Annotated in this window: 10 protein-coding genes; 5 read left to right on the top strand and 5 right to left on the bottom strand. The window is 33.5% G+C overall.

From position 1 onward, the window contains the following. Positions 1 to 175 precede the first annotated feature (175 nt). From F6K54_RS16040 to F6K54_RS16025, 4 genes are all read right to left on the bottom strand, one after another. Positions 176 to 304: a hypothetical protein gene (locus tag F6K54_RS16040; protein WP_293079147.1), complete on the bottom strand. Its 129-nt coding sequence runs from the start codon at positions 302 to 304 to the stop codon at positions 176 to 178. 119 nt (positions 305 to 423) lie between these two features. Next, positions 424 to 612: a hypothetical protein gene (locus tag F6K54_RS16035; RefSeq protein ID WP_293079145.1), complete on the bottom strand. Its 189-nt coding sequence runs from the start codon at positions 610 to 612 to the stop codon at positions 424 to 426. A 52-nt stretch (positions 613 to 664) separates the two neighbouring features. Further along, positions 665 to 922, bottom strand: a complete 258-nt coding sequence (locus F6K54_RS16030; RefSeq protein WP_293079143.1) for a hypothetical protein — start codon at positions 920 to 922, stop codon at positions 665 to 667. 445 nt (positions 923 to 1,367) lie between these two features. Next, positions 1,368 to 3,413 (bottom strand): tetratricopeptide repeat protein, encoded by a 2,046-nt coding sequence (locus F6K54_RS16025; RefSeq protein WP_293079141.1) that lies wholly within the window; start codon positions 3,411 to 3,413, stop codon positions 1,368 to 1,370. Positions 3,414 to 5,777: 2,364 nt separating this feature from the next. Between F6K54_RS16025 and F6K54_RS16020 the strand changes: the two genes are divergently transcribed. Then, positions 5,778 to 6,914, top strand: coding sequence for a glycosyltransferase (locus tag F6K54_RS16020; protein WP_293079139.1), 1,137 nt, complete (start codon positions 5,778 to 5,780; stop codon positions 6,912 to 6,914). Between the two features lie 1,305 nt (positions 6,915 to 8,219). On the opposite strand, the gene F6K54_RS16015 is transcribed toward F6K54_RS16020, so the two are convergent. Beyond that, positions 8,220 to 9,182: a tetratricopeptide repeat protein gene (locus F6K54_RS16015; protein ID WP_293079138.1), complete on the bottom strand. Its 963-nt coding sequence runs from the start codon at positions 9,180 to 9,182 to the stop codon at positions 8,220 to 8,222. Positions 9,183 to 10,325: 1,143 nt separating this feature from the next. Between F6K54_RS16015 and F6K54_RS16010 the strand changes: the two genes are divergently transcribed. From F6K54_RS16010 to F6K54_RS15995, 4 genes are all read left to right on the top strand, one after another. Continuing rightward, positions 10,326 to 12,917, top strand: coding sequence for an FkbM family methyltransferase (locus F6K54_RS16010; RefSeq protein WP_293079136.1), 2,592 nt, complete (start codon positions 10,326 to 10,328; stop codon positions 12,915 to 12,917). Between the two features lie 2,381 nt (positions 12,918 to 15,298). After that, a complete protein-coding gene (locus F6K54_RS16005) occupies positions 15,299 to 16,258 on the top strand; it encodes a GDP-mannose 4,6-dehydratase (RefSeq protein WP_293079134.1) in 960 nt (319 codons plus the stop codon). Positions 16,259 to 17,202: 944 nt separating this feature from the next. Further along, positions 17,203 to 17,340: a hypothetical protein gene (locus F6K54_RS16000; RefSeq protein ID WP_293079132.1), complete on the top strand. Its 138-nt coding sequence runs from the start codon at positions 17,203 to 17,205 to the stop codon at positions 17,338 to 17,340. A 637-nt stretch (positions 17,341 to 17,977) separates the two neighbouring features. After that, on the top strand, positions 17,978 to 18,417 hold a 440-nt coding region (locus F6K54_RS15995), incomplete at its 3' end, for an alpha/beta fold hydrolase (RefSeq protein ID WP_293079130.1).

Here is an 18,417-nt window from a genome sequence, read left to right as displayed (position 1 = left end):
GATTTTTCTCTGCTTTGGTGTCTGAGTATCCCTTCTATATGTATTCAGTAAAGAAATGCTGTTTTTTAGTTGAATAAAAAGTCATGCGTAGGGGCGAACGACTCCCAATGCTTAAATAGTATCACGATTTTTTTGAGGATGCAATGGGAAATACCTTGCCGTTTTTTTTTGAGCTTCACAGGATGATGATTTTTCTTTGGTTTGTGAATATAGCGATCGCTTTCCCTTCTACATGAGTAATATCGATACTATGTGATGAGGTGAAAATTTTTCCTGTTGCCACTTCTTGAACAGAGTGCTTCACAGGATAATGATTTTTCTCTGCTTTGGTGTCTGAGTATCCCTTCTATATGTATTCAGTAAAGAAATGCTGTTTTTTAGTTGAATAAAAAGTCATGCGTAGGGGCGAACGACTCCCAATGCTTAAATAGTATCACGATTTTTTTGAGGATGCAAGGAGAAATACCTTGCCGTTTTTTTGAGCTTCACAGGATGATAATTTTCTGGATTGGTGAATATAGCGATCGCTTTCCCTTCTACATGAGTAATATCGATACTATGTGATGAGGTGAAAATTTTTCCTGTTGCCACTTCTTGAACAGAGTGCTTCACAGGATGAGGATTTTTCTCTGCTTTGGTGTCTGAGTATCCCTTCTATATGTATTCAGTGGCGAAATGCTGTTTTTGGGTTGAATAAAAAGTCATGCGTAGGGGCGAACGACTCCCAATGCTTAAATAGTATCACGATTTTTTTGAGGATGCAAGGAGAAATACCTTGCCGTTTTTTTTGAGCTTCACAGGATGATAATTTTCTGGATTGGTGAATATAGCGATCGCTTTCGCTTCTACGATGAGTAATATCGATACTATGTGATGAGGTGAAAATTTTTCCTGTTGCCACTTCTTGAGCAGAGTGCTTCACAGGATGATAATTTTAGCTACATCGCTTCTACATGAGTAATATCGATACTATGTGATGAGGTGAAAATTTTTCCTATAGATCATCCGTATATCCGTGGCTAAATCCTCGTCTAGCAACAACTTCATAGAATGCAGATAGATCATCCGTATATCCGTGGCCAAATCCTCGTCTAGCAACAACTTCACAGAATGCAGATAGATCATCCGTATATCCGTGGCCAAATCCTCGTCTAGCAAAGGTAAAATTGAAAAACTTATGTTTTGCGTTGATACTTAATCTAAAAATCATTACCACTCAGCAACGCCATTTTTCCTTATTCCTTCTTCCTTATTCCTTCTTCCTTATTCCTTCTTCCTTATTCCTTCTTCCTTCTTCCTTCTTCCTTATTCCTTCTTCCTTCTTCCTTCTTCCTTCTTCCTTCTTCCTTCTGCCATAAAATCATAATCTAGTTATCAGTCTTAACTTTTTTGCCATTTAGTAGAGCAAGAGGATGAACTTTCTTGCTATTACTAAGCTTTTTATCTTGATGACTACTTAAATCTAAATTGCCTTGTGATAATGGTTGATTTTTTCCAATTAAAACCTTTTCCCCTTGTAACTCTGACATTAATATATTGCGTTTACGCTGAAATTCCGAGTCATCTGGATGAATAGCAAGAGCCTCCTCATAACAAACCAAAGCTTCTTTATAACGTTTGAGTTTTTCTAAAACAATACCTTTTTTTTCCCAAGCTTCAGAACTATTATTTTTAATAGAAATAGCAGAATTACAACAACTAAGAACTTCCTCATACCTTTCCAACTTCAATAATGCTTCTGCTTTACCCAGAAATGCTTGATAACATTGGGAGTTAATTTTAATTGCTTGTTCAAAAGAAGTAACTGCTTCTTCATATCTTTCTAAAGAATTTAAAGCCATCCCTCGATTATGCCAAACTTCATAATCATCTGGCATCAACTTAATAGCTCGATCATAGGAATTAACTGCTTCCTCATATCTTTCTAATTGCCATAATAAAGCCCCCTTATTGTACCAAATTTCATATTTTTCTGGCTTAATTTCTAATGCTCGATTATAAGAATCAATTGCTTCAGCAAAAGATTGTAATTTTCCTAACAAATTGCCTCGATTATACCAAACTTCATATTTATTTGGCTGAACTTGTAATACCTTATCAAAAGCAGAGAGTGCTTCTTCATAACGCTTCAATTTTCCAAGTACAGCACCTAAGTTATGTAAAACATCAACATTTTTAGGCTGAACTAAAAGAGCTTGTTCATAAGCAATAAGCGCTTCATTATATCGTTGTAACTTTCTGAGTAAAATACCTTTATTTAGCCAAATAGCTACATGATTTGCCTTAAAAGAAAGAGCTTTATCATAAGAAGCTAGTGCCTCAGTATAACTTTGCATTCTTACCAAAACATTGCCACGATTAAACCAATATTCAAATTTATCAGAATCAAGAGAAATAGCCTTGTCGTAAGAAGTCAACGCTTCAGTATAGCGCTGCAATTTTACAAAGACATTACCACGATTAAACCAAGCTTCACTTAAATCAGAATTCAGAGAAATAGCTTTTTCAAAAATTGCTAAAGCTTGATTATACTTCCCTTCAGAAAAAAGTTTTTCCCCTTGTTTCAAATAATCATCAGCGGCCGTAGTAGTTTCTTTGTCAAAATATTTTGATTGTTGAGTATTTTCAATAGATTTAGTTTCTGAATTGACAGAATAATTAATTTCTTTAATTGCCTGATGTTTTGCTTCTTGAGTCTCAGAAATAATCATTTGTAGCTGCATCAAAAACTGAGACTTCAAAGTTTCTATTTGTTCAACGGAAGATTTTGAATTTTTCGCTTCTTGACTAATGAACTCAATAGACTGTTTTGCAGCGACTATATGATTTTCTAATTCTGTAACTAATGTTTGAGATTGATTCAAATTTAATTCTAATTCACCGATTTTTTTTAACCGCTGATTAACTTCGCCAATCAATTCTTTAATTATCAACCTTCTGACTAACCAAAAAAAGCCAATAGTTACAGGAGGGAATAAAGTTGCAACTAATAATAAAGTATTCAATATAGTGATAGTAGGATTGAGGTTGAGACTAGCTTCATCTTCTGCATCTGTTTGTAAAGCAATTTGAGAGGTAACCTGTGGTAATTGAGAACTATTTTTAGCAGTAAATTCCGCTATTTTTCCCAGCCAACTCTCATTTAAAACCTCTCGAATTTGAGCTATATTTGGAGTTGATAAAGCAGCTATAAATTTAGGAGTGTTAGGAGCTTGACTAAGTAAAATTTCTGGACGACTAATTAATTGAGTAGGTGACGAACTACTAATATTAGTAGAGTCAGTAAAATTGCTAGTTTCTTGTGTGTTTATCTGGGGATAAGAATTAATATTAGGATTAGCTTTTGCTTCAGCAGTTAAATTTTGAGAACTGAGAGCAGCAAGGGTTAAGATAGCTGTTTTAGAAATACGCATATTTTGCCTATTTATCTATATATTATTAGTTTTTATTGGAACAGATTCCATTTAAGTACAGGTGCAGTTTTTTATTTCTGTGGAGGAGAAAAATTGACTACCTGAGTTAACTATAGAGTCTACTTGCCTATTACAAGAGTTTATTGTACTAACCCGGAAATTTATTTATCAATCAGAATAATGATGGAGGAGTTAGGAGTCCGGAGTCCGGTGTCTGGAGGGAAGAAAAAAGCAAGAATAAAAAAGCAAGAAAGAAGAAGAAAGAATAAAGAATAAAGAGGAGGAAAAAGAGAAAGTTTTTTTATAACTAATTATCCGGACATGATATTTATCTAGCAGAGAAAGAAGAAGGTTAATGATTGATATTCCGTTGTTTCTACTATTCCATTTAAGTACAGGTGCAGTTTTTTATTTCTGTGGAGGAGAAAAATTGACTACCTGAGTTAACCATAGAGTCTACTTGCTGATTACAAGAGTTTATTGTACTAACCCGGAAATTTATTTATCAATCAGAATTCAGTACATAAAATCAGTTAAGTTGATTGCTCAAAATTAGTTGAAGTAATCAAATTTTAACTGTTAAGCTCCTAGGCAGTTAAATTTAATAAACTGTATTGCTTTTATCCCAGAAGTAAAAAGGAAAAAAGTGTTTAGTTATCTAGGAGAGAATCAAAAAAGTTAATGATTGATATTCCGTTGTTTCTACTATTCCATTTAAGTACAGGTGCAGTTTTTTATTTCTGTGGAGGAGAAAAATTGACTACCTGAGTTAACCATAGAGTCTACTTGCTGATTACAAGAGTTTATTGTACTAACCCGGAAATTTATTTATCAATCAGAATAATGATGGAGGAGTTAGGAGTCCGGAGTCCGGTGTCTGGAGGGAAGAAAAAAGCAAGAATAAAAAAGCAAGAAAGAAGAAGAAAGAATAAAGAATAAAGAGGAGGAAAAAGAGAAAGTTTTTTTATAACTAATTATCCGGACATGATATTTATCTAGCAGAGAAAGAAGAAGGTTAATGATTGATATTCCGTTGTTTCTACTATTCCATTTAAGTACAGGTGCAGTTTTTTATTTCTGTGGAGGAGAAAAATTGACTACCTGAGTTAACCATAGAGTCTACTTGCTGATTACAAGAGTTTATTGTACTAACCCGGAAATTTATTTATCAATCAGAATTCAGTACATAAAATCAGTTAAGTTGATTGCTCAAAATTAGTTGAAGTAATCAAATTTTAACTGTTAAGCTCCTAGGCAGTTAAATTTAATAAACTGTATTGCTTTTATCCCAGAAGTAAAAAGGAAAAAAGTGTTTAGTTATCTAGGAGAGAATCAAAAAAGTTAATGATTGATATTCCGTTGTTTCTACTATTCCATTTAAGTACAGGTGCAGTTTTTTATTTCTGTGGAGGAGAAAAATTGACTACCTGAGTTAACCATAGAGTCTACTTGCTGATTACAAGAGTTTATTGTACTAACCCGGAAATTTATTTATCAATCAGAATTCAGTACATAAAATCAGTTAAGTTGATTGCTCAAAATTAGTTGAAGTAATCAAATTTTAACTGTTAAGCTCCTAGGCAGTTAAATTTAATAAACTGTATTGCTTTTATCCCAGAAGTAAAAAGGAAAAAAGTGTTTAGTTATCTAGGAGAGAATCAAAAAAGTTAATGATTGATATTCCGTTGTTTCTACTATTCCATTTAAGTACAGGTGCAGTTTTTTATTTCTGTGGAGGAGAAAAATTGACTACCTGAGTTAACCATAGAGTCTACTTGCTGATTACAAGAGTTTATTGTACTAACCCGGAAATTTATTTATCAATCAGAATTCAGTACATAAAATCAGTTAAGTTGATTGCTCAAAATTAGTTGAAGTAATCTTCTAATATTGCGTTTATTTATGCTCATCTACTTAAGTTTCTGCGGAAACTTATTCTTTCTAAAAGTTTTTTCGTATCCATATTTAATTCTAAACATGAATCTCATATAAATCAGCATTTTGCTTCCTTAAAATAGCCTATTTCTTGATATATCTAGATTTGAGCAATTTTTAGCCAGAGTAACGTGTTTTCATTGCTACCGTTGAGTTTGAAGCTATTTTCAGCCCAAAAAATATCAAAGTCCCGATAATAAATAATATTTTTCAATCACTTTTATTATATTTTCTTTTGCAGGTTTAATATCCACCGTTTACACAGAAAATGCCCCTTTGACAAAAAAGAGAATTTACTAGCTCAAAACTGGTATTGAAGCCATTCATTCTGACTCCTGACTCCTGACTCCTGACTCCTAATAAATACCCTAGCTATTTGTAGTAAACATTTATAAAATTGGTATGACTTCAAAATTAATATTAGATTAAATGCTCATCAATCATTGTCCTCAAGTTACTGTTTGTTTACCTACTTATAACTCTGGAGAATTTCTAACTCAAGCAATAGATAGTGTCCTTCAACAGACATTTACAGATTTTGAGTTAATTATTTCTGATGATTGTTCTACCGATAATACTCCAGAAATTATTAAAAGTTATCTACAGAAAGATAACAGAATTAGATACTTGAGAAATTCCAAAAATTTAGGACTGTTTACTAATTGGAATCACTGTTTAGAAAGTGCTGATGGTGAATATATTACTATCTTTGCTCAGGATGATGTGATGTTGCCAAAAAATTTAGAGCAAAAGGTAAATATTTTGGATAAATACCAAAATATAGGTTTAGTTACTTCATCTGTTATGGTGGTTGACGCTAATAATAATCATCTCAATTGGAATTGGGCAAATTATCCTGAGGATAAGTTAGTAAATGGCAAGGAATGGGTGAAGAATATTTTGGGAGAAGCTAATCCTATTTGTTGTCCGTTTGTATTAATGAGAAGACAAGTTTTAGAGAAAATTGGCGGGAAATTTAATGAGAATTATGCTTATGCTGCGGATTTAGAATTATGGTTGAGAATTGCTTTGGTTGCTGACTTATATTTCGTCAAAGAAATATTGGGATATTATCGATGGCATGAAGGAAATAAAACTCATAGTTTTAACGATTTTTATCAGGTGAAAGAACATTTACAAATTTCTAGCGATTTAATTGATAGTTTAAATTTATCAGACCGAGAATTAAATGATTGGGAAACTGAAGTGTTATCTCGAACTGTTAAATGGGTGAGTTTTTATCGAATTTATCATCATCTGGAAGAGGGAAATTTTGATGAGGTATTCAAGTTATGCGAGTTGCTGGAAAATTGGCGGGGTAAGTCGGGAAAATTAAGTATTTCCGTGCAGGAGTTAGGCACTAGAATACAAAAAATTTTACAAGCAAATTCTCGCCTAAAGTTTGAGGTAGATGAATATAGGGACTGGGTTAAAAATATTGAGAATAAAAATTCGGTTTTAGAGATGAAAATTAATCAGTTAAATGATGAAAAAAAATGGCTAGAATCTCAGATTAAAGCTTGGATGCAAACTGCACAAAAATATTATCAAGAAAAGAGGAAGTAAGGTAGTGTTCCACAATTAATAATTAATAATTAATAATTAATAATTAATAATTAATAATTAATAATTAATAATTAATAATTAATAATAACCTTTCCTTGAAAAGGAGAAGTTTTAAACCTTAATTATTCGGCAAACATAATAATAATTAGGAATTGCTGAATAAAATTGTAATCAATACCTGTAAGGGCTTCCAGGGTTTTTTACTATGAAAAAGTGTAAGATTTTTGGCTCAATTAGTCTCAAAATGCTAATATTTTTCTGCTGAGTATCAAAAAATTTGGCCGTAGCAGATAGTCTAAACTGTTGCCTGTTGCCTGTTCCCTGTTGCCTATCATCACCATCAGACTTTTTCAGCAAACCCTAATTAGGGCTTGCTGAATAAATCTAAAAGCATTGATATATAAAGACAAGTGCCTTTTTGGGGCCTTTAAAAAGTGTGCCTGTTTCAGTCTAAAACGCTCAAAAAGCTAGTATTTTGGGACGATTATGGCAGAAAAATCATTCTTACAATTCTTACTTCTACCTCCTCTATAATTCCAATTTCTCCTGTCTCCTGTCTCCTGTCTCCTGTCTCCTACCCCTACTAAAAGACTTTTTCAGCAAACCCTAATTAATGCGCTCTTAGGGTACTAATTATTAAAAAGGTTATTTAGTTTGTGTTAATTAGTTAATAATTGAAGTGCTACCTAAGTTAAGCATTATGGAAGGAAAGATTATACCAAGCGCGATAAATATTTGCTACAAATAACTAGGTTATTTCTTAGGAGTCAACCCACCCCTAATTCCTCCTAGGAGGGGAAGTCAGGAGGACTGAGTCAGAATGAATAGTTTTAATACTATTTATTAAGTCATAATTTATCTTTTTAGTTCAAGGGATATCTTCTGCATCTGTCTTTTAATCATGCTTATTATTTGTAATATTCTTTTTTCACCCATGGTATTAGGACATATCAAAAGCTTAAAATTCAGAAAAAGCAGTATTTTTCTCTCTTCCTTCTTCCTTCTTCCTTCTTCCTTCTTACTTCTTCAGCTTAAAATTCAGAAAAAGCAATATTTTTCCCTCTTCCTTCTTCCCTCTTTCTTCTCCCCTCTTCCTTCTTACTTCTTCAGTTTAAAATTCAGAAAAAGCAATATTTTTCTCTCTTCCTTCTTCCTTCTTCCTTCTTCAGCTTAAAATTCAGAAAAAGCAATATTTTTCCTTCTTCCCTCTTTCTTCTCCCCTCTTTCTTCTTCCTTCTTCTGCTTAAAATTTAGGCAAAGCAATATTTTTTCCCTCTTCCTTCTTCCCTCTTCCTTCTTCCTTCTTCAACATTCAATAAAACGACTATAAGCGACACTTGCTTCATCTATTTTTCCCTGTCTTGCTAAAGCATCTCCTAAATTTTTATGAAATAAAGGTGAGCTAGGATTGAGATTTATTGCTTGCTCAAAAACAGAGATTGCTTCTTCTAATTCTCCCACTTTTATTAAAGCTTCCCCTAAATAATTATAAGCTAAATCTGAGTTGGGATTAATTTCAATAGTACAACGGTAAGAGGCGATCGCTTCTAACCATCTTTCTTTTCTTGCCAAAACTATTCCTAAGTTTAGATAAATTTCTGGATTATTTTTCTCTATTTCTAAGGCAAGTTGATATTCATAAATTGCTTGCTGAATATCGCCTTGCTTTGTCAAAATTTTACCTAAATTCAAATGAATTTCGGGATTTTCTGGTTCAGTTATTAGGGCAATTTGATAAAAAATAATTGCAGATTCTAATTTATCTCTTCCAAATAAGATATTAGCTAAACGACGGCATATTTCTGGATGATAGGGTTGAATATCTAAGAATTTATGGTAGTTACTTTCATTTTGAGGATAGTAATCTATTGCTTGACGATAATGATTCAATGCTGCTGTTAAATTAGCTCGATAACGTTGCTGAAAAATATCCCCCAAACTTTCATACACCTCTGTTAAATTTGGTTGTAACTTTATAGCTTTTTGATAACTGACGATCGCCTCATCCCACTGCTTTTGTCGAGAGTATAAATTACCAATCATTTTGTATAATTCAGCTAAATTTGGCTGAATTTGTAATGCCTTAATACACCAATTAATTGCAGCTTTTAAATTACCTTGAGTTTCTAAAGCATTTCCCACAGTCTGATAAGCTGGAATAAAATCTGGTTTTACTTCTATAATTTGATGACACAGGGCGATCGCTCTATCAATTTTACCTTGGGCCAAATATTCTCTGGCTTTTTGGTGCTTTTCTACTACATTCACAGTTAAGTTAAGTATAAGTTTTTTTATAACTTGACTATATTAAGCTAAAGTATGTTGCACATTCAAAGATTATTTGTAAGCATTTAGCAGTCAGCTATCAGCTATCAGCTATCAGCTTTATTAATTTTAGTGGACAATTTAAGCTTGCTGTTCTTGTGCTTCAATTCTTTGTTTAAAAATGTCGTAGAAGTTAAGCAAATGCTTGCTTCATTTATTAAAAAACTGTTTACGCAGCATGACAAACGGAAGAGCTGACTGCTAATAGCTGTTTGCGCAGCAGTCCGCAGGAAATGCTTACGATTATTTATCAAATAAATCTCGGACAATATAGTGCTAGGGAATAGGGAATAGGGAATAGGGAACAGGAAACTGTAAAAGGGTTTTAGGATTGAAAAATGTCCGCGCCCAATTTTTGTAGTGCTATAGTAAATAACTAACTCTTGTTTTACATCTCAAATGAAAATGCTATATCTAGAGAATATAAACTCAAAAAATTGGCTTAACTTTACCGAAAAATTGTGGGTATGCGCCTCCCATTTTAAGGGGATAAAAAAAGAGAATATTCCTGATGTCAAGCCTCCTTATTACAGAGGTACTGATAACTGTTAACGCAGTTCCTCCGGAGGAGGCTAACTGATAACTGAAATGACCTATATTCTAATGCTTTAGCTAGGAAATAGTTCTATTTTTGGTTAAAGATTGATTTTATCTTTTCTTTTGCAAGTTTAATACCAAATTGATAAATTTTTGCTACAAATAGCTAGGATATTTCTTAGGAGTCAACCCACCCCTCGCCCCTCCCCCTCCCAGGAGGGGAAGTCAGGAGGACTGAGTCAGAATGAATAGCTTTAATAGCAGTTTTTAGGTCTGAATTTATCTTTTTCGTCCAAGAGACATCTCCTATAAAGTATTTTAATTGCCCTTATTATTCGTAACATTCTTTTTTCAAATTGGTATAATACCCCACCGTCTACATAGTGCTTAAAATTGTTTGGGGTTTGTAGACACAAAGTGGCTTGTCGAAGACTATCTGCATACAATTTTTCCTTCTGCCTTCTGCCTTCTGCCTTCTGCCTTCTTCAATAGTGGCAGAGGAACCTATTTATTTTTTCTTGAACTGAAATTATTTAAGTATTAGTAGTAATGAAATTAGATTTAAAGAACCTTTGTTCTCAAAACCAAATTTTTCCTAGAGGCATTATTCATGTGGGTGCTTATGAGGGTAAAGATATTAAAACTTATCAAGCTTTAAATATCTCAAAAATTCTTTTCATTGAAGCTAACCCCACAGTATTTGAAAGGCTAAAAACAAATATTGCCGAAGTGTCTATTGATGTGCAAGCTGTTAACTATGCCATTAGTAATCAAAATGGAAAAGTTAAATTATATGTTAACTCCATGGGAAAGAGTAGTTCCATTTTGCCTTTGAAATTTTATCGAAATATTTATCCGAATATTAAAGAAACACATCAACTAACTGTTGAGTCAAAAACTCTTGATACTTTGCTACCAGAATTAGAACTAACACCAGGAGATTTTAATATTCTCAATCTAGATATTCAAGGGGCAGAGCTTTTGGCATTACAAGGCGCAACTAATTTACTTACATATATAGATGCAGTTTACACTAAAGTTAATTATGAAGAACTCTATGAAGGTTGTGCTTTGGCAGAAAAAATTGATGAGTTTTTAGCAGAGAATGGTTTTGGCAAAATAGCGGAGGCAACACCTTTTCACCCTTCTTGGGGAGATGCTTTTTATGTGAGAAAACAAGTAATTAGTATGTCTACTCTTGGGAAAAATGGTGGATTAGGTAATCAAATTTTCCAGTATGGTTTCTTGAAAATATATGCTCAAGAAAATGGCTTATCAGTAGAGACTCCAAAATGGATAGGACAAGAATTATTTGGTCATCAAGACCAAGAAATTTCTGAAGATTTACCTGAAGTTTTGGAGAATGATAATGAATTTATCCTCGGTAATACAGAAATTTTGAAAAATGTAGATATTCATGGAGAATTTTTATATCACACTCGCTATTATGCGCCCTTTAAAGAATATTTTTGTTCTTTGTTTCAACCTGCACTAGAGATAGAGGAAAAAGTAAAAGTTGCCTGGGAAAAATTACACTCTCGTGGCAAAACTATCATTGGTTTACATTTACAATCACATTCAGATGAAAAGAGTAATTTTGCTGTTGCTCCGAGTGAGTGGTATAAAATTTGGTTAGATGGTTTATGGGAAACTTTAGAGGAACCAGTTTTATTTATTGCCAGCGATAATATAGAGGAATTACCTCTAGTTTATTTTGCTGAGTATCATCCTTTAACTGCTCAAGACTTGGAGATTGAAGTTAATCGAGAATATCTGAATTTCTTTTTATTGAGTAAGTGTGATTTTGTTGCTATTTCTAATACTCCCTTTGCCTTTGCTGCTTGTCTATTAAATGAAGCTGGAAAATATTTCTTTCGACCTCATTTTTCCACCGCAAAACTTATACCTTTTGAACCTTGGAATAGTACGCCAGTTTTTCGAGATGTGGATATTTCAGAAATAGGGAATAGTGTTTCATTGGAGGTGAAATTTCAGGAAAATCAAGCCGATTTAGAAAATATTCAGTCTCAGAAAGATGAACTTTCTCAGAAATTAGTATCTACCCAGTCTCAACTTCAACAAAATCGTGAAGAATTAGAAAATATCCAATCTCAAAGAGACCAAATATTAGAAGAGTTAGGAAAATCTCAGTCTCAACTTCAGCAAAATCAAGAAAAAGCTGAAAATGCCGAAGCACAATTACAGCAAATTCACACAGAATTAGAAAATACTAAATCTCAGCGAGATGAATTTTCCGCAAAATTAGTATCTGCTCAATCTCAACTTCAGCAAAATCAAGAAAAAGCTGAAAATTCCGAAGCACAGCTACAACAAATTCACACAGAATTAGAAAATATCCAATCTCAAAGAGATCAAATATTAGAGGAGTTAGAACAATCTCATTCTCAACTTCAGCAAAACCAAGAAAAAGCCAAAAATTCCGAAGCACAACTACAGCAAATTCAAACAGAATTAGAAAATACCAAATCTCAGCGAGATGAATTTTCCGCCAAATTAACATCTGCTCAGTCTCAACTTCAGCAAAACCAAGAAAAAGCCCAAAATACCGAAGCACAACTACAGCAAATTCAAACAGAATTAGAAAATACCAAATCTCAGCGAGACGAATTTTCCGCCAAATTAACATCTGCTCAGTCTCAACTTCAACAAAACCAAGAAAAAAACCAAAATGCCGAAGCAAAACTACAGCAAACTCAAACAGAATTAGAAAATACCAAATCTCAGCGAGACGAATTTTCCGCCAAATTAACATCTGCTCAGTCTCAACTTCAACAAAACCAAGAAAAAGCCAAAAATGCCGAAGCAAAACTACAGCAAACTCAAACAGAATTAGATAAAAATTGCTCAGAACTACATGATGCGCGAGAAGAATTAGAAATTACCCAATTCCAACTCGATGAAGTACAAGCAGAATTAGAACAATCTCAATCTAACTATTTCAAGTATCAAGAAGAATTGAATACCAGTAAATCTCAACTTCAAGAAACTCAAACAGAACTAGAAAAAACCAAACTAAAACTAGAAAATCAGGAAAAAATACCACCTAATCAAAATACAAAAAACTATGCAGCACACCTCAAAAATCTAGCAAAAATTATCGCAGAAACAATTCCAGATTGATTTGAAGAAGGCAGAAGGCAGAAGGGAAAATTGCTGATAGATAGTCAACGACTGGCCACAGAAAGATAATATAATACCAAGTTGATAAATGTTTGCTACAAATAGCTAGGGTATTTCTTAGAATCCAGAATTCAGCAATTCTGCAATCCAGAATTCGTATGGGGATAGATTTAATACCATTTTTGATGTTGTAAATTATCTTTTTCGTCAAATAGACTTTATTTGAAAGTTTATTTATGATTCTTATTATTCGTAACACTCTTTTTTCAAAATGGTATAAGATATATATAGCAATCAGGAATCAGATGTGAGAATTGAGGTGTTCCTTGAAAGCATAGAATATAGCAGTTATCTTATTCTTATCTCTTCGTTTATTCCCTATTCCCTATTCCCTATTCCCTCCATACCTAAAACAAAAACCTTCAATATCTCACAACTCAAATCATATTGCTATAGCAATTCTAAATAATTTCTAAGAAAACTAAAATAGATTATTAAAGTATGAAAAATTTACCATTTTTATATCACTCCAAGATATTTTTTACATAACCTGAATAAAGATGAAATTTAGGCAATAACCTTTTGTTTTTAATCAAAAGATATCTTTGAATAATAAATCATATCATGTCCGGATAATCAGTTATAAAAAAACTTTATCCCTCCTAACCTTTTCTTCCCTTCTGCTTTCCTTCCTCCAAAGTGTAAGTAGGGTTTGCTGAAAAAGTCTTTTAGTAGGGGTAGGAGACAGGAGACAACCCACCCCTAACCCCTCCGGTGTATCCCTTACAAGGAACTCCTCAGACACCGGGACACGGAGACGCGGAGACGCGGAGACGCGGAGACGCGGAGACGCGGAGAGCAGGGGAGAAGGGGAGCAGGAGAGAAGAGAGAAATAGTAATAGTATCCAAGTAAAACTACTTAATTTATCAAAATAAATGTACTTTTAAATACATTTTCTCTCTAGAAAAAGGCTTTTCAAGTCTTACACATAATTTGTCTATTTTGTCAATTTTTATGTTAAGAAAGATGTTTATAAAGCATAGCGGTGGAGGGGGAGACAGGAGAAATCGGAATGAGCGAGGGGGTAGAAGTAAGAATTTTCCCAAGATTGTCCTGCCCAACTATGCGCCTAAAATACTAACTTTTTAAGCGTTTTAGACTAAAACAGGCGCACTTTTTTCTACCCTAAAAAGACACTTACCAATATCAGTAAATGCTTTGATATTTAATCAGCAAGCCCTAAGTATTTAAACGGACATGATATCAAAATATAGGAGTCAGAAGTTATATCAAGGGTGATAAATGTTTGCTACATTTTCGCATTGCGGGAGAGTAGGGGAGAAGTAAACATAAGAATAATTAACAATAATTGGCGTGCTAATTAGGGTTTGCGTATGGAAAGTCTTTTTGCTAGGGTAGGAGACAGGAGACAGGAGACAGGAGACAGGAGAAATGGGAATTATAGAGGAGATAGTAGAAAGAATCATCCCTTGATTTTTCTGCCCCTATCTTGACCAAAATCCTAAGATTTTGAACCAGAGTCGTCTAAAACCTCGCACTTTTTGATACTTAAAAAGGCACTTACCTTTATCTGTAAAAACTTTGAGATTTAATCAGCAAGCCCTAATTATCAAAATGGTATTATAGAATAATGAGGTATTTAACCCAATTAGGAAAGGAGGGAGCCATTTCAGTTATCAGTTATCAGTTATCAGTTATCAGTTATCAGTTATCAGTTATCAGTTGTTAGGAAAAGTCAAAAAATATTCTTATTAATTCTTACTCCTGAATTATTACCTAGAAAAGACAATCAAGTCAGCATTCTAATATAGGCTATAGTGAAAAAAGTAGGTCAGGAAAGGCAAGAGTTTATTGAAGCTTAACAATAGAAAAATTTTCACTGTTTCAGTTCAAAAAAATGCCTGAATTTTGACATACGGTTCGACTTATTTGTTTTTATCTTTTCTGTGGCAGGTTTAATACCCCAGTAAGCATTCAGCCGTCAGCTTTTAGCTAGCCTCCTGCGGAGGAACTACGTTAACAGCTATTGACGATCTGAGGAGGTAAAAGCAATTGAGAAATGCAATTGATAAATTTGGATAGAATTAAAACTTACTGTAAAATTACGCTTCTTTAAGCTTATAAGAAATTATTCATTATTTGCTGATAGCTGACTGCTAAGAGCTGAATACTTACATAGCCCACCGTCAACAAAGGTGCTCAAAATTGTTTGGGGTTTGAATTCCCATACAATTTTCCCTTCTGCCTTCTTCAATCCACTATATAAATATCTGAATAACCCTTAAAGCTTTGATTAATTAAAATATCAGACATATTCAGCAAACCCTATTTATTTCTTTTTTCTCCTTCCTTAAAAATTATGAAAACAGCATTAATTTCAGGAATTTCCGGTCAAGACGGCTCCTACTTAGCCAAACTATTACTAGAAAAAGGTTACAATGTTTGCGGCACTTCCAGAGATGCCCAAATGTCTACTTTTAATAACTTAAATCGTTTAGATATTCGTGACAAAGTAAAATTAGACTCTATGTCTTTAAATGACTTTAGAAGTGTCTTACAAATATTAACCAAATATCAACCAGATGAAGTTTATAATCTAGCAGGTCAAAGTTCAGTAGGTCTATCTTTTCAACAACCTGTAGAAACATTAGAAAGTATTGCTACTGGCACATTAAATTTATTAGAAGCAATTAGATTTACCGGAGCAAAAATTAAATTATATAATGCTAGCTCCAGCGAATGTTTTGGCGATACAGGCGGTCAACCTGCTACAGAAATTACTCCTTTTCGCCCAAGAAGTCCCTATGCTGTTGCTAAATCTGCAGCCTTTTGGGAAGTAGCAAATTATCGAGAAGCTTACAATTTATTTGCTTGTTCTGGCATATTATTTAATCACGAATCTCCCCTCAGACCTCAACGTTTTGTAACTCAAAAAATTGTTTCAGTTGTTTGTAAAATTGCTAATGGTAGTGATGAAAAATTGCATTTAGGAAATATTTCAGTGCAGAGAGATTGGGGTTGGGCACCTGAATATGTAGAAGCAATGTATTTGATGTTGCAGCAAGAAGAACCAGATGATTATGTAATTGCTACTGGAGAAAGTTATCCTTTGCAAGATTTTGTTATAGAAGCTTTTGCTACTGTAGGATTAAATTGGCAAAATTATGTAGAGGTAGACCGGAGTTTATATCGCCCTACTGATATTTCTTTAGGTAGGGCAAATCCAATTAAAGCTAAAGAAAAATTAGAATGGAAAGCACAGTATAAAATGCCAGATGTTGTGCGAATGATGGTTGAGGATAGAATGGCGAATATTTAAAGAAGAAGGAAGTTCAACAATTAATTATTAATTATTAATTATTAATTATTAATTATTAGGGTTTGGTGAAAAAGTCTTTTAGTAGGGGTAGGAGGTAGGAGACAGGAGAAATGGGAATGATGGGAATGAGCGAGGAGGTAAGAGTAAGAATTGTGCCTTAATTTTTATTCCCAACTATGCGCCTAAAATACTAACTTTTTGAGTGTTTTAGACTGAAATAGGCGCACTTTTTTCGACCCAAAAAAGGCACTTGTCTTTATATGTTAATGGTAAGCATTCAGCTATTAGCATTCAGCTATCAGCTTTTTAAAGAGTCAAGCAAAGACTAAGGTTAGCTGACAGAAATATTTCATTCATAACTTTTAATTCTCCTTGACGACTAATTCCTTCTTCCAAGATAATGAGTTAATAATTCATAGCTGATAGCTGATAGCTGACGGCTGAATGCTTACTGTTAATGCTTTTAGATTTAATCAGTAAGCCCTAATTAATAATTACCTCTCCTTGAAAACGGATAGGATTGACTCAAAAGAAAATTTTTTCTTGTTTCTCCTTTCTCCTTTAAAGGAGAGGCTTTAAACCTTAATTATTCGGCAAATAAGTCTATAGATTAATACAGTTCAATTAAGGATTTTTTTGACCAAAAAATAAGGTCTCAAGCCTCTTATTTCAAGGGGATAAAAAAAAATAAAGTTCAATATTTCAATCCCAATACTTCAGGCAGAGATACTGATAACTGATAACTGATAACTGAAATGGCAGTTTTGTAATCTTAAGAGCTACTCTAATTCTCCCATACCTTATGAGTTTTAGTCTTCTCTGTTTGCGCAGCATTCCGTAGGAAACCTTATGGCGTTATAAATAACACAATAAATAAAGTAATCTGCCAAATTTTATAAATTTTATAATCTTTTTTTCGGTAATTTCTATTTTTCGTTAAAACTATGAACAAAACCAAAATAATACCTTTAGAAAGTGGCGATACGGCTGACGCCACGCTCCGCGATCGCTTAACTAGAGATGAGTTTGAAAAGCCCTACTTTTCTATGCCAAAACATAAAAAAGCTGAACTTACTTACTGAAATGACGTTCCCTATACAATACCGATGGTACCGGAAATGATATAAATCCTTAATAGAAGGAAATTTAGCTGAAGTTTTAAATGTACTTCAACAAGGATTATCTAGTTCTGAACACCAAGAATTTATTAATCAACTTAACCGTTAATTAGCATTTTTAGTTAGAGTGAATATATTTCTATTGCCATCAATAAAAACCCAGGGTTCAAAAGTTCAAAAATTCCGGAATTATCGTTAACCGTTATATCCTGAATAGAAAGAAATTTCCCTGAAGTATTTAATCTACTTCAGCAGGAATTATCTAGTTCCGAACACCAAGAATTTATTAATCAACTTAACAGTTAATTAGCATATTTATTCGCAAGCTAGTTTCGCGATCGCTTCTGCAAGAATTTTATACCAATTCCCATGTATTAATACTTAACTTAGGTAAAACTTCAGTTATTAAGTAATTAAAAAGAGCAGAATAAATTTTTTTGCTAATTTTAGCCAAGTTAATGTTAATTATTCTTATGTTTACTTCCCCTCCTGGGAGGGGTTAGAGGTGGGTTCCCCACTCCCCTACTAATGAAAATATAGACCTAAATTTTGCCAAAATTTCTATTATGATAAGGTATGTGACTTTACAAAACTTTATAAAATGAACCCCGTTATAGCAACACCAACTAATCAACTAAACCTACATACCTGGACTTGGAAAAACCACCAAATCCAATATACAGTCATGGGAACTGGACAACCCCTAATACTAATTCATGGTTTTGGTGCATCCATAGGTCATTGGCGTAACAATATCCCTACCCTCGCCGCTGGAGGCCATCAAGTATTTGCCCTCGACTTACTAGGATTTGGTGCATCTTCCAAGCCACCCATAGATTACTCATTAGAACTTTGGCAAGAACTACTATACGACTTCTGGAACCAACATATTCAAAAACCCACCGTCTTTATAGGCAACTCCATTGGTGGATTACTTAGCCTAATGATACTAGCAGACTACCCAGAAATTTCTACAGGTGGAATTCTCATTAACTGTGCAGGAGGCTTAAACCATCGACCTCAAGAACTAAATCCTCCTCA

Source organism: Okeania sp. SIO3B5, assembly GCF_010692555.1.
Taxonomy (GTDB): Bacteria; Cyanobacteriota; Cyanobacteriia; order Cyanobacteriales; family Microcoleaceae; genus Okeania.
The sequence above is the reverse complement of the archived record's forward strand: the minus strand, read 5'-3'. Positions and strand labels throughout refer to the sequence as shown.